The 19323-nt window shown below is 63.3% G+C and carries 17 protein-coding genes and 1 other RNA gene; 14 read left to right on the forward strand and 4 right to left on the reverse strand.

Translation table 11 applies throughout. The annotated features are described in order from the left end of the window. Nucleotides 1–1104 (reverse strand): DNA-processing protein DprA, encoded by a 1104-nt coding sequence (gene dprA / locus FNU79_RS00600; protein ID WP_143719302.1) that lies wholly within the window; start codon nt 1102–1104, stop codon nt 1–3. Nucleotides 1105–1249: 145 nt separating this feature from the next. Here dprA and ssrA point away from each other — a divergent pair. From ssrA to tsaE, 5 genes are all read left to right on the forward strand, one after another. Beyond that, nucleotides 1250–1605, forward strand: a transfer-messenger RNA (tmRNA) gene (gene ssrA / locus FNU79_RS00605). 327 nt (nt 1606–1932) lie between these two features. Next, complete coding sequence (locus FNU79_RS00610) at nt 1933–2952, forward strand: roadblock/LC7 domain-containing protein (protein ID WP_143719000.1); 1020 nt, start codon at nt 1933–1935, stop codon at nt 2950–2952. A gap of 11 nt (nt 2953–2963) precedes the next feature. Continuing rightward, nucleotides 2964–4589, forward strand: coding sequence for a hypothetical protein (locus FNU79_RS00615; RefSeq protein ID WP_143719001.1), 1626 nt, complete (start codon nt 2964–2966; stop codon nt 4587–4589). A 50-nt stretch (nt 4590–4639) separates the two neighbouring features. Next, nucleotides 4640–6616, forward strand: a complete 1977-nt coding sequence (locus FNU79_RS00620) for a hypothetical protein (RefSeq protein WP_143719002.1) — start codon at nt 4640–4642, stop codon at nt 6614–6616. Nucleotides 6617–6694: 78 nt separating this feature from the next. Next, a complete protein-coding gene (tsaE, locus tag FNU79_RS00625; protein WP_143719303.1) occupies nt 6695–7114 on the forward strand; it encodes a tRNA (adenosine(37)-N6)-threonylcarbamoyltransferase complex ATPase subunit type 1 TsaE in 420 nt (139 codons plus the stop codon). Between the two features lie 24 nt (nt 7115–7138). Here tsaE and FNU79_RS00630 read toward each other — a convergent pair whose 3' ends face one another. Beyond that, nucleotides 7139–7540 carry a hypothetical protein gene (locus tag FNU79_RS00630; protein WP_143719003.1) on the reverse strand — a complete coding sequence of 134 codons (402 nt, stop codon included), beginning with the start codon at nt 7538–7540 and terminating at the stop codon, nt 7139–7141. Nucleotides 7541–7714: 174 nt separating this feature from the next. Here FNU79_RS00630 and FNU79_RS00635 point away from each other — a divergent pair, with 174 nt between their 5' ends. Both FNU79_RS00635 and FNU79_RS00640 read left to right on the forward strand, forming a co-directional pair. Beyond that, nucleotides 7715–8251 carry a hypothetical protein gene (locus FNU79_RS00635; protein ID WP_143719004.1) on the forward strand — a complete coding sequence of 179 codons (537 nt, stop codon included), beginning with the start codon at nt 7715–7717 and terminating at the stop codon, nt 8249–8251. 77 nt (nt 8252–8328) lie between these two features. Then, nucleotides 8329–9006 carry an SDR family NAD(P)-dependent oxidoreductase gene (locus tag FNU79_RS00640; protein ID WP_143719005.1) on the forward strand — a complete coding sequence of 226 codons (678 nt, stop codon included), beginning with the start codon at nt 8329–8331 and terminating at the stop codon, nt 9004–9006. Between the two features lie 23 nt (nt 9007–9029). Here the strand turns inward: FNU79_RS00640 and FNU79_RS00645 are convergent, their stop codons facing one another. Further along, nucleotides 9030–9827 (reverse strand): CDP-alcohol phosphatidyltransferase family protein, encoded by a 798-nt coding sequence (locus FNU79_RS00645; protein WP_143719006.1) that lies wholly within the window; start codon nt 9825–9827, stop codon nt 9030–9032. After that, nucleotides 9824–10075 (reverse strand): hypothetical protein, encoded by a 252-nt coding sequence (locus tag FNU79_RS00650; protein ID WP_143719007.1) that lies wholly within the window; start codon nt 10073–10075, stop codon nt 9824–9826. The genes FNU79_RS00645 and FNU79_RS00650 overlap by 4 nt, the downstream gene beginning before the upstream one ends. Before the next feature lie 146 nt (nt 10076–10221). Here FNU79_RS00650 and FNU79_RS00655 point away from each other — a divergent pair, with 146 nt between their 5' ends. The 7 genes from FNU79_RS00655 (at nt 10222) to cpdB (ending at nt 19270) form a co-directional block, all read left to right on the forward strand. Continuing rightward, nucleotides 10222–10566, forward strand: a complete 345-nt coding sequence (locus FNU79_RS00655; protein WP_143719008.1) for a hypothetical protein — start codon at nt 10222–10224, stop codon at nt 10564–10566. Then, a complete protein-coding gene (locus FNU79_RS00660; protein ID WP_225429789.1) occupies nt 10563–11969 on the forward strand; it encodes an MFS transporter in 1407 nt (468 codons plus the stop codon). Before FNU79_RS00655 ends, FNU79_RS00660 begins: the two co-directional genes overlap by 4 nt. After that, the gene (locus FNU79_RS00665) at nt 11962–12303 is read left to right on the forward strand and encodes a hypothetical protein (protein ID WP_143719009.1); all 342 of its coding nucleotides are present in this window, start codon (nt 11962–11964) and stop codon (nt 12301–12303) included. Before FNU79_RS00660 ends, FNU79_RS00665 begins: the two co-directional genes overlap by 8 nt. A 147-nt stretch (nt 12304–12450) precedes the next feature. Beyond that, nucleotides 12451–14745: a 3-hydroxyacyl-CoA dehydrogenase/enoyl-CoA hydratase family protein gene (locus tag FNU79_RS00670; RefSeq protein ID WP_143719305.1), complete on the forward strand. Its 2295-nt coding sequence runs from the start codon at nt 12451–12453 to the stop codon at nt 14743–14745. A 46-nt stretch (nt 14746–14791) separates the two neighbouring features. After that, nucleotides 14792–16015, forward strand: a complete 1224-nt coding sequence (locus tag FNU79_RS00675; RefSeq protein WP_143719010.1) for an alpha/beta hydrolase — start codon at nt 14792–14794, stop codon at nt 16013–16015. Further along, complete coding sequence (locus FNU79_RS00680; protein ID WP_143719011.1) at nt 16008–17228, forward strand: thiolase family protein; 1221 nt, start codon at nt 16008–16010, stop codon at nt 17226–17228. The genes FNU79_RS00675 and FNU79_RS00680 overlap by 8 nt, the downstream gene beginning before the upstream one ends. 119 nt (nt 17229–17347) lie before the next feature. After that, nucleotides 17348–19270, forward strand: a complete 1923-nt coding sequence (cpdB, locus tag FNU79_RS00685) for a 2',3'-cyclic-nucleotide 2'-phosphodiesterase (protein WP_143719012.1) — start codon at nt 17348–17350, stop codon at nt 19268–19270. The last annotated feature ends 53 nt before the right edge of the window (nt 19271–19323 follow it).

Consider the following 19323-nt stretch of genomic DNA (forward strand, 5'->3'; position numbering starts at 1 on the left):
TCAGCGCCGCAGATACCGCCCGCCCCGTTCGTCCACGAGGCCGCACAACCCCAGCATGGTCAGGGCCAGTTGCGCCTCGCTGATGTTCAGCCCGCTGCGCGACACCACGTCGTCTAGCAAAACCGCGCCGGTTTCGGGCAGGGCGGCGTACACCAGCGCCTGCTCGGGGCTCAGGTCTAGGTGGACGGGCGCAGGCGCTTCACCCCAGCCGAGTTCGTGCAGCACGTCGCTCACGTTTTCGGTCAGCACCGCGCCCTCGCGCAGCAAGCGGTGGGGGCCAGCCGCTAAGGGATCACCCGCCCGGCCCGGCACCGCGAAGACGCTGCGCCCGCATTCGAGTGCGTGCGTGGCGGTAATCATCGCGCCGCTTTTCAAATCACCCTCGATGACCACCGAACCGGCGCTCAGAGCGGCGATCAAGCGGTTTCGCTGTGGAAAATGGTGGGTGGCGGGCCGCGTGCCCATCGGGTACTCGCTGACCAAAGTCAAGCGGGCGGCGAGGCGGGCATTTTCAGCGGGGTAAATCACATCTACTCCGCAGCCCAAGAGCGCCGTGCTGACCCCACCCGCATCCAAAGCAGCTTGGTGGGCGGCGCTGTCGATGCCGCGTGCCAGGCCGCTGACCACGTTGACTCCGGCGCGGGCCAAATCGCCCGACAACTGGCGGGTGAGTTTGAGGGCGTGGTCGCTGGCGGCGCGGGTACCGACGATGCCCACCGCACGCGGCACCACCTCCTGCGGCAAATCAGCGCCGCGCACCCACAGCGCAGCGGGCGGGTCTTGCAGGGCTTCGAGCGCGGCGGGATAGCCTTCCAGCCCGCGCCCCAGCACCTGCACCCCGGCCTCGCGGGCGCGGCTGAGTTCTTGCTGCGCCCGGACGCCCACCCCCGCCGCGCCGACAGCGCTCAGCGATTTGGTATCAAGGCCCGGCACTTCGCGCAACTGGGTCAGAGAAGCGCCCAGCACCGCCTGCGCCGAGCCGAAATGCCGCCGCAGGTTCTCAATGCGGCGCGGCCCCAAAGCGGGCGTGAAGCGCAGGGTCAGCAGCGCCAGTAACTCGGCGTCTGTGTCTTCGGGAAGGTTCAGGTCGGAGGCAGCGTCCATCAAGCTCATGGTTCCGATGCTAAATGGCCGGGCCTGACATATTCCCGACACCCGCCCGTTATAGCCGCCTGACGCCGAAGTGAGACAGCCTAAGCCATTTGCTCAAGGCGAAATGGGCGTGAGATGTTCTATACTCCGTTCATCTGGGGGCGATCCGGTTTCGACGGGGATTACTGAAGGATGTGGTGCGTGTCGAGGTGGCCGTTGGCCTCGTTAAAAAGCGGCAAAGCCTTTAACTGGCAACAATAACAGCTTTGCAATGGCTGCCTAAACCCCAGCCCAGCAACCGTAGAGCCTCGCCATTGGCGCTGCGCGAGCTGATTTAAACAATGGCTAGCTCCGGTTTTACTCTGGTGCCGGGCGCGAACTAAAACAGAGTTAAGGAAAGGAACGCCCGCCTGTAGGCCAGTCCCGCCCCGACAATTCAATCTGCAGGCTACACACGTAGAGTCACGCTGAATGGGTTTCCGGACGAGAGTTCGACTCTCTCCGCCTCCACCACCCAAAATCCGCCGCTTTTCCTCACAGGAAGGCGGCGGATTTTTGTGGCTTTGGCAGCGGTCAAATCACCGACGGTGGATAGTTCTGCAATCCCGCACGCAAGCCGCTTACCGAGCACTGACCCACGCCGACTGGAACGTGGACACTACCGAAAATTTAGCGGGAGCGCTGGCGAACCTCACCTGTCATCTGGGTGCGGTTCTAAAAGTCACAAAACTGATCTGAGGTCAAGCGCCTGAAATTCGCGGCCCAGCGCAGATCAAGGCCACACGCAGTGGAGGGCTGAGAGAAAGGTGTAAGCGGGTTTAACTATACTTGTGGCAACTTATGCCGAATCCTGTCTTCCGACTCACTGCACGCTCACTTTCCAAAGTGGTGTCGGGCCGCGCTGCCGAGACGATGCTGAGCGCTTCGCTGCGTGATCTCAAGTTGTCGCCAGAAACGGTGACGGCAAGGGACATGCAGCGCGTTCTCTCCGGCCCGCTCGAGCGCCGCCTCTCACAGGCCCTTCCCGGTACGGCGGCATTTGATAAATTACAAGCCCTTTCCCAGCGACTTGAGCGCCTCGATTTGAGGGCCTCGGATTTGTTTGACCAGGGTGCCCGCACCGTGATCTGGGATCAGGAGGACACCGATACCCAGTGGAGTGACGAGGAGCGTCTGCTCGGTGCTCCCGCCCACAGCCCCATCCACAGCACAGACGAGCCGAGTCATCAGCGCCCGGCCAGCTCAAGCAGCCCCGGCCCAAGCAGTTCTGACTCAAACCCTCCCATTTCCACTTCTTCCAGCTTTCCCACGTCCCGCGCACCAGCTCCGCCGAGACCAACCACCCAATCACCGGCCCAAGCGTTATCCTTCACGGGCCAAAATGAGGAGATCGTGAACGATTTGAGCGCCGATGCACCGACTGACCCCACACTCCACAACCCGCCCGAAGCTGCGATTGGTGACAATTTCAGCGCCGATGATTTCGAGTTCAGCGACCCCGATTATGTGCACCTTCAGGCGGCGGTCAAGCGCTACGAACTGCTGACGGCCCAGGGCCAAGACGCACTGCTCTACGAACTTGCCCGCCACCCCGGGGTGCAGACCGTGGTGCTGTGCAGCACCGAAGGCCGAGTGCTGAGCGTGCGTGCGCCGCAGGGTGCGCCGCAGCTCGGCAGCGTGGTGGCCGCCACCGCCATGCTTTTTCGCCAGCGCGAACTCAAGCTGCTCAGCGCCGACTTGGGCAACGCCACCGTGTGTATGCGGGTGGTGGGAAACTACTGCGTGGCTCTTTTGGCACGCGGCAACGTCAACGTCGGGCGGCTGCTCACTGAACTCCAGCAAATCGAGGTTAGCGCATGAAGGCTTCTTGCTTGCCCCACTCTGTCACTTCTGGCACTGCCAACTCCAACACCTCCAACCGCGCCGCTCTCTTGGCGCTCAGCGTCCTGGCCAGCGGCGCACTCGGTCAGGCCGGGGCGCAAAATCTGGACGCTTACCGCAGCCTCAAAACGGCCCTGAATCAAGCGGTGCAAGACCGGGCTTTCAGCAAAGGCCGCAGCCTCAGCGACCTCCAAAAGGCCCAGCAAGCGCTCGACAGCTTGCAGCCCACCATCCAAGACAAAATTCTGTCGCAGGGCTTGACGGACGCCCTGTCGGCTTCCCGCGCTTCGCTGGCCCGCAGTCCCGCCGAGCTGGAAGCCCAAGTCACCCAGGCGCGGGGCCTGATGCGGGCGGTGCTGTACACCCAGACCCTCACCGCTCTGCCAACTGCCCAGCAACCAAACCAAGCCCGCTTGCTGACCGAGGAATTTGGCCTTAGCGGCGCGGCCAGCAGCCAGTTTCTGACCTCGCTGGCCAGTGGCAAGACGGCGCAGGCCCAGCGGCTGATCGAGCAGGCCGCCGCCCGCAAAGTGCAGGGCTACCTCGGCGCGGTGAATCTGGCCGACAAGACCGCTGCCTATCTCAACCTCACGCGGGCGGCCAGTTGGTTTACGGCGGTGCAGAGTGCGCCGGGAGCTGGTGCCTTGCAAGTTGATCAGTTCGCCAGCGCCCTGAACGCCGTCACCGGCGGCGACGTGGCGGCGGCCAGCACCGCCCTCCAAACCCTGCGCAGCAGCTCGGCCAGCTTTGTGCAGGCGGCCAGCGGCGCAGCGCCCAGCACAGCAGTCAATACCGTTCCGACGCTGCCCAAACCAACTCCGGCTCAGGCAAGCACGCCGCCGAGTGCGCCCGCGACTGCTTCGGCGACTACTCCGGCGGCCAGTTCTCGTCCCAGTCCGTCTGGCAGCTCAGGCGGAGCCGACCGCATCTACGCCGCCCTCGGACGCGCCCTGAGCGCCGCTTCGGTGGCTGATCAAGCCACCGCCCGCAGCGCTCTCGAAGACGCCCAGCAAGCCCTGAACCAGTCGCCCACGCTTGGCCGCAGCGCCAGTTCCGCCGCGCTGGCCACCGATCTGAGCACCCTCAAGGCCCGCAGCGGCCTGCGCCCCAGCGACGTGCAGTCGGCCATCGGCGACCTCGCCAACGTGGAAGCCGAGGTGAAGGGCCAAACCGGCAGCGTGCTGAACGCGTCGGCGGCCAGCGTCTCACGGGGCGTCGGCGGCGGTATCCGGGCGGTGCTGTTCTTCGTGCTGGCGCTGATCTCGCTGTATCCGCTGTACTTGCTCAATCTGGCTTTCGGCAGCCGCAACCCGTACTGGCGCTCGGTGCTGGGCGGCCTCATGCTGCTGCTGCTGCCGCTGCTGCTTGAAGGCCTGTTCGGCTTGCTGGGCTGGCTGGGCGATTTGGCGGGCTTCGGAGCACTCCGCAGCCTGACCAACTTAACCCTGACCCAAAACGCCTGGGGCGGCCCGGTGTGGGCGCTGAGCTTGGTGCTGGCACTGACGGCGCTGACCTACGGCTTTAGGGGCCTGTGCATTCAGTTCGGGCTGCTGGGCAGCGCCAAGCCGATGCAAACCGAAACCCAGAGCAGCCTCGAATGGGACGAGGAAATCTGATGGCCCGCTCTGCGCCGTGCGTCGTGCGCCGCCTAAGGGAGAAGTGCTAAATGCCTTACCGACAAGCCGTCGCTCAGTTGGGTGATCTCATTTCGGCGCGGGCACTGGAGCGCTTGATCGAAAGCGCCGCCCAAGACCGCTCCATGCGGCCCGAAGAACTCTCCAGCGCTCAATTGGCTGACATTCTCAAGCGCGACGTGTTTCGCCGCTTGCAACTGACCGTGCCCGCCTCGCTGGCCAAGCGCCGCATTGAGGAAGTGCTGGCCAACCTTAAGCTCAGCGCGGTGGTGAGTCCAGCACCTCCCAGCGCCGTAACAAGAATTGAGCCGCCGCCACAAAGCCAACAGAGCGGCGCTGCTCAAGTTCCCGAGCCTCAGCAGAGTGCTCCTCAACCGAGCGCCGCTCAAGCCCAGAATCAAGTTCACGTCGCCTCATTGGAAGAAAGCCTCAAGGCTTACTCGCTGTATTTCGATTGGCCGGAAGTCAAGCGGTTGCGGGCGCTCAGCGCGGTGCTGCACGGCGAACTCGGCGCGGGTAAGCCGCTGCCCGACAAGTTGGTGGCCGAGGGCTTAGACCTGCAAGAAACGCTCTCGCGCCGCCTTGCCGAAGCGCTGGTGATGCAGGAAAGTGACCTCGCCGAACTGCGGGCCGGATTTGGCCGCGTCGAGGGCGTGGGCGGCCCCAAAGTGCGGCGGCTCAGCGGCCTGCTGCAAAGCATCGAGGACGCCCAAAAAACTGGAGCGCTGCTGCCTTCCGAAGTCGAGCGTGCCCGCAACCTGACGCTGGATCTGCGTAAGTTGGTGGCGTCATCGGTGGTGGGTTTGCCCACGGGCGGCGCGGCTCCGCAGGCCAGCGACGACGTGGTGCAGCAAGTCCGCGAACTCGACCGTGCCCACGAAGTCCGGGCGCTGTCTGACCTCAGCCGCGAGTTTGCGCCGCTCCTGCGCGTCGAGGAAGGCCTCAACCTCGAAATTCAGGCAGCTAAAGAGCGCTTAGACGGCGGTCATCTCCTCGGCGAAGAGCGTTTCGTACGGCTCAGAAGTGATTTGGAAGCCGCCCAACTCGCCCAACTGGCACAGCAGCAAACCGAACTCAGCGACTTTGAAACGCGGCTCTCTCAGCTCGACTCGGCTCTGCGTCCTGTAGAGCAGGCCCAACTCGGCGCGGCAGTGGCACGCGGCCTGCTGTCGTCGGGCAGCCTAGCCACCGACGAACTGCGGCTGCTTTCGCGCAGCTTGCCGCTGCTTGAGAGCGGTGACGCGAGCGCCGAGGACGCCTTAGAAAACCAGCGGGAGCTGCTGGAAATCGAGCAAGCCGCCCGCGATTTGCCGGTAATCGAGGGCCTGCAAGGTGATTTGTCACAGGCCGCCCAAGCCCTGGAGCGCGGCGAAATGGCCGACCTCTCGGCGCTGTGGGCCGTGATTGATCAGCGCAAAGGCGTAGCGGCGCAGGAACGCGAGGCGCTCGACCTCAGAACGCGGCAGGTGCTGGACGAATATGGCCGCTACCGCCACCTCGCCGGCGACACCATTTCGCATTTGGGCCGCTTGGCCGATACCTTGCGCTCACATCTCAAGCTCGGCAAGCTGTCTGCCGATGGCCGCGCCCACTACATGCAGGTTTTGGGCGACGCCGAAGCGCTGCTGAGCGAGGCCCGCGCCGAGTTTCAAGTGGCCCGTGACCTCACCGCCCAGTTTGGCGAAGAAGCCCTGACGGGCCTGCTCGACGCGCTGGGCCTCGACGAAGAACCGGAACAAGAACTCGTGACGCTGCCGCCGCTGCCTCAGGGCCTCTGGGAACTGCGCGGCGGCACGGTCATGCGTGGAGCGCCCGATCCTCAGGCGTGGTCGCTGGCCCGCCTGAGTGCTCAACTCGCCGAGTTGCCGCTGCCGATTGGCGACGCCGAAGTGCGCCTCGACACGCCGCAGGGCGTCTGGTTGCTGCTGCCGCATTTGGGCGGCCACAGGGCGGCGCAGGGTAGGGACATTGAAGAGGCCAGAGCGAGAATGAGCGACTTTCCAGAGTAAGGGGGTGGGAAGGGCGAGTAGGGTGTTGAATGAGCAGCGCTTGATTTTCTGAGAATAGGAGCCGCTATCATGCTCTCCATGCAGCCGGGCGATACCCTTTTGATAGAAGACGAAAGCGCTCAGCGGGCCTTTGGGGCCTCGCTCTTGGCGCACCTCGCTCCGCACGCCGTCCTGTTCTTGGAGGGCGAACTCGGCGCGGGCAAAACCACCTTGACGCAGGGCCTGATCGCCGCGCTGGGTTTCGAAGGTCTGGTCAGCAGTCCCACCTACGCCCTGATGCAGCTCTACCCCACGCCGCAGGGCGCGGCGCTGCACGTGGACGCTTACCGTGTGCAGCATGCCCAAGAACTCTACGAAATGGACTTGGAGCGCCTCAGTGAAGAAGCCCGCCTGAGCATCATCGAATGGGGCCAACTTTTTTACGGCGACTTTCCGGGGGCCTGGCTGCTGAAACTAGAGCACGATGAACAGGGGCGGCGGATCACGCGGCTAGGCTGAGGCAGCTTTTCCTCTGTCGTTCGCTCAGCTCAGTCCGCCTCTGGCATAGAGGCCGCCCACCACGAAGGTCAGCAGCACGAACGTCAACGACGCGGCAGTCAGACCAAGAGCATTCTTTGAAGTTTTTTGGGCGCTGCGCTGCGGCAGCCAGTAGAGCAGCATCAGCAGGCCCAGTGCGCCCAGACCGCCAAGATAGTGCACATACTTTTGCACGATGCCTAGCCCCTGGTCGAGCAGTTTGATGCCGATCAGCGCCTGAACCATCAGCGCGATTTGCAGCACGATCAGCGAGGCGCGTTGCAGCGGGCCAAAATTCTTGAGGACGTACGCGCCGCGCCAGTTGATGACGAGGGCGGCGAGAGCGGCCAGCACCACCAAACCGCCGACAGCGTTGTGAACGAGGGGCTTTACGACGAATTCATCCATGCTGTGTCTCCTTGAGGTGTTGCAATTTCTGCTTACCTACCGGTAAGTCAACTGATGCCGAGTCTAGGTTAACTCCGGCGGCATGTCAACTTCTGACCCTGCCAGGGGAAATGAAATGTTAAAAAAGTGAGCAAGGTAAGCTGGAAGTCAGTTAGAAAGAGCTAAACTCACACTATGAAAGGCTTAGTCTGGCCCCTCTTGTTTGTGCCGCTCCTCTGGGCGTGCGGCACGGCGGCTGGGCCGGGCCTGAGCAGCGCCGGTCTCAGTGGCGGCTCCGCTCTGCAAAACGCGGCGAGTGTGCCGCCGATCAGCGCCGGAGAACTGCTGGCTGCGCCGACCAAGCTGGCCATCGGCGGAATGAAGATCAGCGCCGAGGCCACGCCGTACCTGAGCGCGCTGCCGTGCGTGGGCCGGCCCTGTGCTGGCAACTTCGTGGTGCCAGTCACGCTGCGCTCCAGCGCCGGCCCGCTCAATACTTTTAAAGTCACGGGCGTGTACGTGATTACCGAGGGCGGGGTGTGGCGCTCCGGGGTGGATTCGCAAGACCGCCGCCACTGCTCGGGCGCGGCCAACTGCTTGCAAGCAGTGGGGCGCGGCAGCGCCAACTTGTCTAGCAGCGACGCCGTGCAGGTCGTGCTGATGTTCCAAGACGCGGCGGGCAAAACTTACAAGCTGCGCGACAGCAAAGCGGTGGTCAGCGGCGGGCAGTAACCGCAGGGCTGCAATTCCCGCCAATGATGGACGAGTTCCAAAGAACGCACCACGCTCAAAGGCGCTAGGCTGTACGCATGGCTAAGCTCAGCGGAACCACTGTAATGCTCACCGGAGCGGGCGGCGCACTGGCGACTGCTATCGCCCAAGAACTCATTGACGCGGGCGCAGAACTTATTTTGGTGGGGCGCGGTGAAGCGCTTAAACGCGCCGAAGACCGCTTTCCCGCCAAAAAAACCCTCGATCTCGATTTAACCGACCCCGACTGCGTGGACATCCTCAAAAAGCAGCGGGCCGACGTGCTGATTCACACCATCGGCGCATTCAGCGCTCAGGACGCCCATAAAGCCAGCGAAAAAGATTATCAAGCGATGTTCGGAGCCAATATGCAGTCGCTGTTTCACGCGGCACAGGGCGTCTTGCCGCACATGATCAAGCAAAAAGAAGGCATGATTTTGGGGGTCTCAGCGGGGCAAGCGGCCAAGATGAGCGGCCCCGGCGCGGCGCTGTATACCGCCAGCAAAGCGGCAGTGGCGGCTTACCTGCTCAGCCTCCACGACGAACTCAAAGCCAAAGGTGTGACCACCCTGACCCTTTATCCGATGGGGGCAATCGACACCTCCTCCAACCGCGAGTCGGGTCTGACCTGGGAAGCCACCATCGATCCGCGTGCGTTGGCGCAAACCCTCGCCCACGCCATCACCCGCCCGGCGCGGGCGCACATGACCGAACTCAAGGTGTATCCAGAACTCTAAACCGTTCGTCAAAAAAGAAGCGCTTATTGCCGGCTCAGGGCCACTTGCCGTTCGCGCCAGACCTGAGCGGCCAGCAGCGCGGCGGCCTGCACTGCCAGCGACGGCGCGTACCAGTGCGGGCGTTTGAGCAGGGTCAACGCGCCCAGCAGCAGCAGTTGGCTGCTCAGCCCTAAGTTGGCGCTGAGAGTCAGGGCAGCGAGCGGCGTATAAGCTTGGCGGTCTTGCGGGCTGGGCTGACGGCCGGCCACCGAGCGCAACCGAGCTTCAAACAAGCGGCTGAGCACCTGCTCCTGCGGCACGAAGTACAGCGCATAGAATTTCTCTAGCGCCGCCAGCACCACCAGATTGTCGCCTTGCTGCGCTGCCGGAGCGCGGAAGGTTTCGCCTCTGGCGGCACGGTAATCGCGCTCCCACAGGTAATCGGTGCTCAGAATCAGGCTCAGCAGCAGCGTGGCACTGGGGCCGATCAGGGGGCCGTGCAGAGCCGTGAGTAAGGCAAAATTGCCCAGCACGTCCATTTCGCTGTCGAGGTAGCGCCCGCTGAGGGTGGTCTGATCGGTGGCGCGGGCGAGTTGGCCGTCGAGGTTGTCGAGAACGGTTTTGAGTTGCAGCAGCAGTGCCGGAGCCAGCCAAGCGCCGCGCCGCAGCCCAGCGGCAGCCACCAGCGTCAGGCCGGTGTGAAACAGCACCACCTGGGTGGGCCTCAACTTGGTGCGGGCGGCGGGAGCCACCAATAGTTGCGCCAGCGGCCGGAAGACCCGCTCGGCGGCCCACTCGTCGGCGGGGCGGGCCTTGCGGGTCTGGGCGAGGCCGGGGGTCATGCGGGCTTGGAGGCGACTTTGGTGGTGGAGTTGGTGGCGGTGGGCAACGCGGCCAGATACACCGCTAGAGCCGCGCCCAGCGCTTCTAGAATGCCGCGTGGGTAAGCTGTCAAAAAGTGGCTTAGCAGGACGCCTTCTACCGCGCTGAGCGCCCGCATCCAGGTGGGAGCGGCGGGATTGAGGCTGGCAAACGCGCCCAACGCCAAAGCCCCCAGCACGGCGGCCAGCATCCACAGCAGAACTTTCAAAAGGAGCGTGAGCGCTTTCACGGACGGGTTTGCTCGGCAATCATGGCGGGCATTCTAGCGACGTGAGGTTGGAACGCGGTGAAAAAGTGTATGGCCGCGCAAGGTCGCCGCCATTTGGCGGGCCTGCCCTGTTTTACACTCAGGATATGCTTGACTCTTCCCCGCCCAGTTTGCCCGCCCGCGTGCGCGTGTCGCGCTTGCCGTTGCCGCCCGCTCCAGCCGTGCAGTTGCGGCTTAAAACCCTCTTTGCGGCTCAGCCCGGTTTGCCCCTTTCACAGCTCATGGCGGGCGCGGTGGCGGTGGCCGGAGGCAAAGTCATCGGCGCGGCGCTGAGCTGGCCGGGCGCGGAGGGTCAGCCGCAGCGCGGCCTGGAACTCGAAAGCGGCTGGCGCGGGCGCGGTATCGAAGAAGCGCTGCTCGGGTTGCTGACGACTGATCAATCTATAAACGAGCAGCCTAGAACTGACCAGCCCACGACTGAGCAGCTGTGAGCGCTGCCGACTTGTCCGCTTCGCTCAATCCGTTTGCTCCGGCGCGTCGCTCGCTGAGTATCGGGCTGCTGCTGGGCGTGCTGCTGATTGCCTTCGAGTCGCTGGCGGTGGCCACCGCACTGCCGGAAGTGGCCCGTGAACTTCACGGCCTGAAGCTCTACGGCTGGCCGCTGAGCGCCTTTTTTATGGGCTTTATGGTCGGCACGGTGGGGCTGGGTGCGCTGGCTGACCGCGACGGGCCGTTTGTGCCGGTGGTGATCGCGCTGCTGCTGTTTGCCGCTGGCCTCGGTGTGGCGGGACTCTCCCCCAACATGGCGGTGCTGATCGGCGGCCGCATCTTGCAGGGTCTGGGCGGCGGAGCCATCGTGTCGGTGGCTTATTTGGTCATCAACACCGCTTACCCCGACGCCATGCGGGCCAGAATGCTGGCGCTGCTGAGTAGTGCTTGGGTGCTGCCCGCGCTGCTCGGCCCGGCCCTGGCGAGCTACGTGACAGGGCGCTGGTCGTGGCGTGGGGTGTTCTTGGGGTTGCTGCCGCTGGTTATCTTGGCTGCCGGATTGCTGCTGCCCACCCTACGCACCTTGAGGGGCGCGGGCACGCCGCTGAGCCGCACTCGCCTGTGGGCGGTGGTGCTGGCCGCGATTGGCGTCACGCTGGGGCTGGCAGGCATCACTGAATTGGGGCAGGGCAAATGGCTGGGCGGTTTGCTGCTGCTGCCGGGGCTGGGGCTGGCTTTGCCGGCGCTGGGTCGCCTCTTTCCGGCCCGCATGCTGGCCCTCGGCACGCCGCTGAGCGCGGGGTACGCGGTGCGGTTTTTGCTGGCCTTCGCTTTTTTCGGCAGCGAGTCGATTTTGCCGCTGGGCTTGGCGGAGCTTCGCGGCCTGACTTTGCTGCAAGCTGGCCTGTTTTTGACGGGTGGAGCGCTGATTTGGTCGGCCACCAGTTTGATTCATTCACGCTTTGACGAGCGCACGCAGGGCCAGCGGCGCTCCTCGGTGGTGCGGCTCGGCTCGCTGGCAATCGGCACTGGCCTGTTGGGCCTGCTCGCCGCGCTGGTCTTTTCCGCTTTGCCGATTGCGCTGGGGGTCTTTTTCTGGATTTTGGCGGCGTTCGGCATGGGTCTGGCCTTTCCGGCACATGTTTTGGTGGTCATGCAGCACGCGCCCAGCGGGCAACAAGGCGAAGTCAGCGGCACGCTGCAACTCGCCGACATGCTCGGCAGCGCTCTGGGCGCGGGCCTCGGCGGAGCGCTGGTGGCGGCCCTCGGCGCGGCGGGCGGCGTGCCCTGGCAACTCGGCTTGACCTTCGGACTGGCTTTCTTCACCGCCGTGGTGGCGGGGCGGCTGCGCGGACGAAGCGGAGCAGGCACAGCAACTTCTGAGGGTGACCTTGCCCATGACTGAATCACTTCAGTCTGCGCCGCAGAACCGCGTTTTGCTGCTGGACGTGGACGGGGTGTTGGTCACGCCGCCGGAGATGTTCGGTGCGCGACTGCTGAGAAGTCATCCTGAGGTGGCCACCGAGTTTTTTTGCGGCCCGTTTATGACGGCCAGCCGAGGTGAAGCAGATCTGCTCGATGTTCTGCCGCCCTATTTGGAGCGCCTAGGCTACACCGGAACAGTAAATAACTTCGTCACAGAATGGTTTGAGAGCGAAAACCACCCCAACCATCTTCTGCCCAGTGAAAGGCTCCCGATTGTGCCTGCACATCTGGACAAGCACTGTCCCGTGCCCTAAACTTTGAACTGAGTATAAAATTATCTATTTGTCCCGTTCTCGCCTCAGGAGGTACTTTCCGTGACTGCCACTCAAACCCCACCGACTGCCCAGCATCAACCCCAGCCTTCTCCCATTCAGAAAGCCGCCGTGATCGGTGCGGGCGTGATGGGCGCGGCAATTGCTGCCCAATTGACCAACGCGGGCATTCCGGTGGTGCTGCTCGATATCGTGTTGCCCGACAAGCCTGACCGCAACTTTCTGGCCAAAGCGGGCATCGAACGGGCGCTGAAAGCCAGCCCCGCCGCTTTCATGGCCCCCGAGAACGCCAAGCTGATCACGGTGGGCAATTTGGAAGACGACCTCGCCAAGATTAAAGACGCCGACTGGATCATCGAGGCGATCATCGAGAAGCTGGACGCCAAGCACGACCTCTGGGAGAAAGTGGAGAAGGTCGCCAAGAAAACGGCCATCATTTCCAGCAACTCCAGCGGCATCCCGATGCACCTGCAAGTCGAGGGCCGCTCGGAGGACTTCAAGAGCCGTTTCGTGGGGGCGCACTTTTTCAATCCGCCGCGCTACCTGCACCTCTTAGAAGTCATTCCCACCGATCAGACCAGCCCTGAAGTGGTTCGTGCCTTCAGCGAATTCGCCGATCATACGTTGGGTAAAGGTGTGGTCGTCGCCAACGACGTGCCGGGGTTTGTGGGCAACCGCATCGGCGTCTACGGCATGGTGCGGGCCATGAAACGCATGGAAGAAAACGGCCTGACGCCTGCGGTGGTCGATCAGCTCACCGGCCCGGCGATTGGCCGCCCCAAGAGCGCCACTTTCCGCACTGCCGATCTGTCGGGCCTGGATATCATCTACCACGTTGCCAACGACATCGGCAAGGTGACGGGCGACGACGAGGACTTTACCCTCACCAATACTTTCAAGCAACTGGTGGAAGAGAAAAAGTGGCTGGGCGATAAGACCGGCAGTGGGTTCTACAAGAAAACTAAGGACGAGCGCGGCAAGACCAAGATTCTGACCCTGAATCTGGACAACCTGGAATACGAAGACCAGGCGCCGGTCAAGGTTGCGGTGCTGGACGCGCTGAAAGGTAAGCCGCTGGCGGAGCGCGTCAAGGGCCTGTACGAAGTGGAAGGCAAGGAAGGCGACTTCATGCGCGGCGTGATGAACGACAGTTTCTGGTACGCCGCCAAGATGGCCGGAACGGTATCAGGTCAGCTTCAGGACATCGACAACGCGCTGAAATGGGGCTTCGGCTGGGAGCAGGGGCCGTTCGAGACGATGGACGCGCTGGGCGTGAAAACCGTGATCGGCAGTCTGGAGAAAGAAGGCCGCACCCTGCCGCCGCTGCTCCAGAAAATGAAGGACGAGAGCCGCGACAAGTTTTACAACGGCGGCGAAATTGTAGATGCCAAGGGTGAGATGCAGCCCTACGCCGCGCCGTACCTGATTCTGAGCGACCTCAAAAAAGATGCCAGCAAGGTCGTCAAGAAGACCAGCGGCGCGAGCTTGGTTGACCTGGGCGACGGCGTGCTGCTGCTCGAATTCCACTCCAAGATGAACGCGCTGGGCGAGGACGCTATTCGGATGATCGGCACAGCCCACAAAACCGTGCAGGAGCTGGGCTATGCCGGACTGGTCGTCGGTAATCAGGGCGACAACTTCAGCGCGGGCGCGAACCTGCCACTGATCCTGTCGCAGGCCCAGGACGAGGAATGGGACGAGCTGGACGCGGCCATCAAACTGTTTCAGCAGGCCACCACCAGCCTGCGCTTCAGCCCGCACCCCGTTGTAGTGGCTCCCTTCAACCTGACGCTGGGTGGCGGCACCGAGATGGCCCTGCACGCCGACGCCGTGACCGCCAGCGCTGAGACGTACATGGGCCTGGTCGAAGTCGGCGTGGGCTTGATTCCCGGCGGCGGCGGCACCAAGGAAATGCTGCTGCGCTTTACGGATCAAACCTTGCCGGGTCAGCCGCTTCTCCCCGCCGTGCAACGCGCCTTTGAGCTGATCGGTACCGCCAAAGTCAGCACCAGCGCTCAGGACGCCCGCAAACTCAGCTTCCTGAGAAAGAGCGACGAAACGGTGATGAACCGCGACAATCTGCTGGCCGAGGCCAAACGCAAAGTGCTGGAACTCGCGCCCGGCTATGTGCAGCCCGCTATGCGAATGGACATTCCGGTGATGGGCGAGGCGGCGATTGGCGCGATCAAGAGCGCCCTCTACGGTCTGGTGGAAGGCGGCTATGCCAGCAAATACGACCGCGAAGTCTTGCTGCAACTGGCGAACATTTTGGCAGGCGGCGCGACCAACAACCGCCAAGCCCGCGTCACGGAGCAGCAACTCCTTGACCTGGAACGCGAAGCCTTTTTGACGCTGGCCGGGAAGAAGGGCACGCAAGACCGGATCGCGCACATGCTCAAGACGGGCAAGCCGCTGCGGAACTAAAACGGCGTCGGTTCACACCTCTGTCCACTTCGGAGATACTTTTCCCATGACCCCCACCCCTAAATCTTCCTTCCCCGTCTTCGCCCGCGTGCTGCTGGGCGTGGGCCTCGGCGTGGCGGCCACACTCGGCACCGGCTGGTATTTTGCCGATGGACTGGTGCATGCGCGGCCTGTCAAGCGGCCCGTTTACAAGACCCGCGTGCTGGCGGTGTCGCACGAGAACCACGAAACGATGATTCAGCTCACCCGCAACTACGCCACCGCCCGCGCCGGGGCCGTCACGCTCGACTGGGACGCTGAAGACGGTGGCTCATTGCTGGGGCCAGTGGTGGAGGGCGGCTCCAAGTGGGTCAAGCGGCCCCTGCTGCGCGGCGGACAGTACCTCAGGCCGGGGCTGGCGGTGCGCCCCAGTTCGGTGGGGCTCGGCAATCCGGCGGGGCGCGGGCTGATCTTCGACAATCTGGTGCTCAGCGGCGAGCACGGCCCGCTTCCGGCCTGGTTCGTGCCGGGCAAGGAAGGCGCAATCGGAGCCGACCCCCAGCAAGACTGGGTCATCATCATGCACGGCTACCAGGGCCTGCGGCAAGACGCCCTGCGGTTTTTGCCGACCTATCACGACTTTGGCCTCAGCAGCTTGGTGGTCACTTACCGCAATGCCCACGGCGCGGGCCGCACGCCGCAGGGCGTTTACCGGCTCAGCGCCGAGGAGTGGGAAGACTTGGAAGTGGCGGTGCAGTACGCCCGCGATCACGGAGCGAGGCGGATCGTGCTGATGGGCCTGAGCATGGGCGGCAGCATCACGCTGGCCTTTATGCGGCGCAGCAAACTGGCCCAGTATGTCAACGCGGTGGTGCTCGATTCGCCCGCCCTAGAGTGGCGCGAACTGATCAAGCATTTTGCCGTGCGACTGCGGTTGCCGGTGTTTCTCGCGCCCATCGTGGAGAAGCTGACCACCCTCAAGAGCGGCCAGGATTTCGACGCGGTCGATCACCTCAGCCACGCCCACGTCTATGACCGCCACATGCTGATCTTTCACGGCAGCGCCGACGACACCGTGCCCGTTTCGCAGCTCGACCGCTTGTTCGAGGCCCGGCCCGATTTGATCGAGTACGTGCGGGTGGAAGGCGCAGAACACCTCCGAAACTGGAATATGGATATAGAGAATTACGAGCGCCGCCTGCGCCAGTACCTCAGCCGGATGCTGGGGCCGCTTGAAGCTCAACACTCTGAAATAAATACCCCTTCTCAAAAGGAGAATCCCAATGTCTAACCCCACTGCCAATCCTGCGCGTGAAGCCGTGATCGTTTCCGCCGTCCGTACCGCCGTTGGGCGCGGCGTCAAAGGCACCCTCGCCAACACCCGCCCCGACGATCTTGCCGCGCTGGTCATGAAAGAAGCGCTGGCCCGTGTGGGCGTCGACCCGGCCATCGTGGAGGACGTGATCTTTGGCTGTGCCATTCCCGAGGCCGAGCAGGGCCTCAACATTGCCCGCCTGGCCGCACTGCAAGCCGGATTTCCCGACTCGGTGGGCGGCGTGACTGTCAACCGCTTCTGCTCGTCGGGCCTGCAAACGGTAGCGATGGCGGCGGCGGCTATTCAGGCCGGACACTTCGACGTGATCTTGGCGGGCGGCGTGGAGAGCATGAGCATGGTGCCGATGAGCGGCCACAACCCCAGCCCCAACCTGTCCCTCGTCGACAAGCGTCCGGAAGCCTACATCAACATGGGCCTGACCGCCGAGAATGTGGCCGCCCAGTACGGCGTCAGCAAGGAAGATCAGGACGCCTTCGCGGTGCGGAGTCACCAGCGGGCCGCCGCCGCGCAGGACGCGGGCAAGTTCAAAGACGAGATCGTGCCGGTGCCGGTGCGCGTGGACAAGGTCAAGGGAACCAAAATCACCTCCGAAACGGTGATGTACGCCGACGATGAACTGATTCGCCGCGACACTACCCTAGAAGGCCTTGCCAAGCTGAGACCCGCCTTCAAAATGGGCGGCTCGGTGACGGCGGGCAACGCTTCGCCTTTCTCGGATGGAGCCTCGGCGCTGCTGCTGATGAGCCGTGAGAAGGCCGACGAGCTGGGCCTGAAGCCGCTGGCTAAGTTCATCGGCTTTACGGTGGCGGGCGTGGGGCCGGAAGTCATGGGCATCGGGCCGGTGGAGGCCGTGCCGAAGGTCTTGAAGCAAAACGGGCTGACCTTAGCCGACATGGACTTGATCGAACTCAACGAGGCGTTCGCGGCCCAGAGTCTGGCCGTCATCCGCACGCTGGGCATCGACGAGGAGATCACCAACGTCAACGGCGGGGCGATTGCGTTGGGCCACCCGCTGGGCTGCTCGGGAGCCAAGCTGACCACCACCGCCATTCACGAACTGCGGCGGCGCGGCGGCGGCAAGGCGCTGATCACCATGTGCATCGGCGGCGGCATGGGCGCGGCGGGGATCATCGAGGTGTATCCGGCGGAAGGGCAGGCGGCGGACTGAGCGCCAGTTTCAAAATTCAGTAAGCATGTGTCCCCCGGTGAAAGCTGGGGGCGTGTTTTTTTGCTTAGCAGACCAAGCATCTTACGCCAAGCTGACCATTACGGGAGTATAAAGAGGGGATGAAACCCTTAGTTCTTCTTACCCTGGCCCTGGGCAGCCTTGCCAGCGCCCAGAACGTCGATCCCACGCCCACTGTCGAGTTGCGGATTCTGGAAACCACCGATCTGCACACCTCCGCGCTCGGTTACGACTACTACCAGGACAAGCCCACCGGCGAGTTCGGCTTCGAGTACACCGCCACGCTGATCGAAAATGCCAAGAAAGAAAAGCGCAACACGCTGCTCTACGACAACGGTGATTTGATTCAGGGCAATCCGCTGGGCGATTACGTGGCCCGCGTCAACCCGCTCAAGCCCGGTGAGATGCACCCAATGCACGCGGCCATGAAGCTGCTCGGCTACGACGCGGGCAACCTCGGCAACCACGAATTCAATTACGGCCTGCCCTTTTTGCAGCAAGTGATGGCGGCGGCTCCCATGCCGATGGTTAATGCCAACGTCTACATCGATGACGGCGACAACAACCCCGACAACGACAAGAACGCCTTCACGCCCTACCTGATTCAGCGCAAAATCGTTTATGACGCTCAGGGCCGCCCGCAGGTGCTCAACGTGGGCGTCATCGGCTTCCTGCCGCCGCAGATCATGCAGTGGGACAAGACCAACCTGGAAGGCAAGGTCAAGACACGCGACATCGTGGAGACGGCCAAAAAATTCGTGCCGATGATGAAGGCGCAGGGTGCCGACATCATCATCGCCATTGCCCACAGCGGCATCAACGCCGATTACGTGCCGGGGCAGGAAAATGCCTCCACCGAACTCACCAAGATTGACGGTATCGACGTGGTGCTCAGCGGCCACAGCCACCAGGAATTTCCAGGGCCGGTCTACAAGAGCATTCCCGGCGCGGACATCACCAAAGGCACCATCAACGGCAAAGCCGTCGTGATGGCCGGATTCTGGGGCAACGATTTGGGCGTCATCGACCTCAAGTTGAAAAAGGTCGGAGAGACTTGGAAGGTGCAGGACACGGCGTCGATGCTGCGCCCGATCTGGGACAAGGTGGCCAAGGTCAATCTGGTCAAACCCGACCCGCGCATCGCTCTAGCCGTCGAGGCGGCCAACGCGGGCACGCTGGCTTATGTGCGCGGCAATGTGGCCGACCTCTCTGCCCCCATCAACTCGTATTGGGCGCTGGTGCAAGATGATCCCAGCGTGCAACTCGTCGCCAGTGCCCAGATCGCCTACGTCAAGGCAGCCTTGGCGGGCGGCAAGTACGCCGACTTACCAGTGCTGTCGGCGGCGGCTCCCTTCAAAGCAGGCGGACGCGCCGGAGCGAGCTACTACACCGATATTCCGGCGGGCACGCTGGCGATCAAGAACGTGGCCGATCTGTATGTTTATCCCAACACGGTGCAGGCCGTGCTGGTCACGGGAGCACAGGTGCAGGAGTGGCTGGAGCGCTCAGCGGCCCAGTTCAAGCAGATCGATCCCAAGAACGTGGCCCCGCAAGACCTCGTCGAGACCAGCTTTCCCACCTACAACTTCGATGTCATCGACGGCGTGACCTACCAGATCGACGTCAGCCAGCCCAGCCGCTACGACGTGGGCGGCAAGCTGGCCAATCCCGGTGCTCACCGCATCAAGGAGCTGATGTTCGGAGGTAAGCCAATTGACCCCGCCGCGCAGTTCGTGGTCGCCACCAACAACTACCGCGCGTCCGGCGGTGGCAATTTCCCCGGCCTCGACGGCAAAAACATCATCTTGCAGGCTCCCGACGAAACCCGTGAAGCCCTCGTCCAGTACTTCCAGGCGCAAAAGACCGTCAACCCCACCGCTGACAACAACTGGAAGCTGACGCCGCTGCCGGGCGTGAGCCTGCTCTACGCCACCGGCCCCAACGCCCAGAAATTCCTGCCCGCCAACGCCACCTTGCAAAAAATGCAGGACGACGGCTTCGCTCAGTACGTGATCAAATTCTAGATCTCTGAACACGTAAAAAATCGGCCACCCCTGATCTGGGAGTGGCCGGTTTT

The sequence above is a fragment of the Deinococcus detaillensis genome, from assembly GCF_007280555.1.
Lineage (GTDB): Bacteria > Deinococcota > Deinococci > Deinococcales > Deinococcaceae > Deinococcus > Deinococcus detaillensis.

Coding starts and splice junctions, on each gene's coding strand:
- FNU79_RS00630 (WP_143719003.1), bottom strand. CDS start 7,540: ATGGATGAATTCGTCGTAAAGCCCCTCGTTCACAACGCTGTCGGCGGT.
- FNU79_RS00645 (WP_143719006.1), bottom strand. CDS start 9,827: ATGACCCCCGGCCTCGCCCAGACCCGCAAGGCCCGCCCCGCCGACGAG.
- FNU79_RS00680 (WP_143719011.1), top strand. CDS start 16,008: ATGTCTAACCCCACTGCCAATCCTGCGCGTGAAGCCGTGATCGTTTCC.
- FNU79_RS00610 (WP_143719000.1), top strand. CDS start 1,933: ATGCCGAATCCTGTCTTCCGACTCACTGCACGCTCACTTTCCAAAGTG.
- cpdB (WP_143719012.1), top strand. CDS start 17,348: ATGAAACCCTTAGTTCTTCTTACCCTGGCCCTGGGCAGCCTTGCCAGC.
- FNU79_RS00665 (WP_143719009.1), top strand. CDS start 11,962: ATGACTGAATCACTTCAGTCTGCGCCGCAGAACCGCGTTTTGCTGCTG.
- FNU79_RS00620 (WP_143719002.1), top strand. CDS start 4,640: ATGCCTTACCGACAAGCCGTCGCTCAGTTGGGTGATCTCATTTCGGCG.
- FNU79_RS00655 (WP_143719008.1), top strand. CDS start 10,222: ATGCTTGACTCTTCCCCGCCCAGTTTGCCCGCCCGCGTGCGCGTGTCG.
- dprA (WP_143719302.1), bottom strand. CDS start 1,104: ATGGACGCTGCCTCCGACCTGAACCTTCCCGAAGACACAGACGCCGAG.
- FNU79_RS00675 (WP_143719010.1), top strand. CDS start 14,792: ATGACCCCCACCCCTAAATCTTCCTTCCCCGTCTTCGCCCGCGTGCTG.
- tsaE (WP_143719303.1), top strand. CDS start 6,695: ATGCAGCCGGGCGATACCCTTTTGATAGAAGACGAAAGCGCTCAGCGG.
- FNU79_RS00635 (WP_143719004.1), top strand. CDS start 7,715: ATGAAAGGCTTAGTCTGGCCCCTCTTGTTTGTGCCGCTCCTCTGGGCG.
- FNU79_RS00670 (WP_143719305.1), top strand. CDS start 12,451: ATGGGCGCGGCAATTGCTGCCCAATTGACCAACGCGGGCATTCCGGTG.
- FNU79_RS00640 (WP_143719005.1), top strand. CDS start 8,329: ATGGCTAAGCTCAGCGGAACCACTGTAATGCTCACCGGAGCGGGCGGC.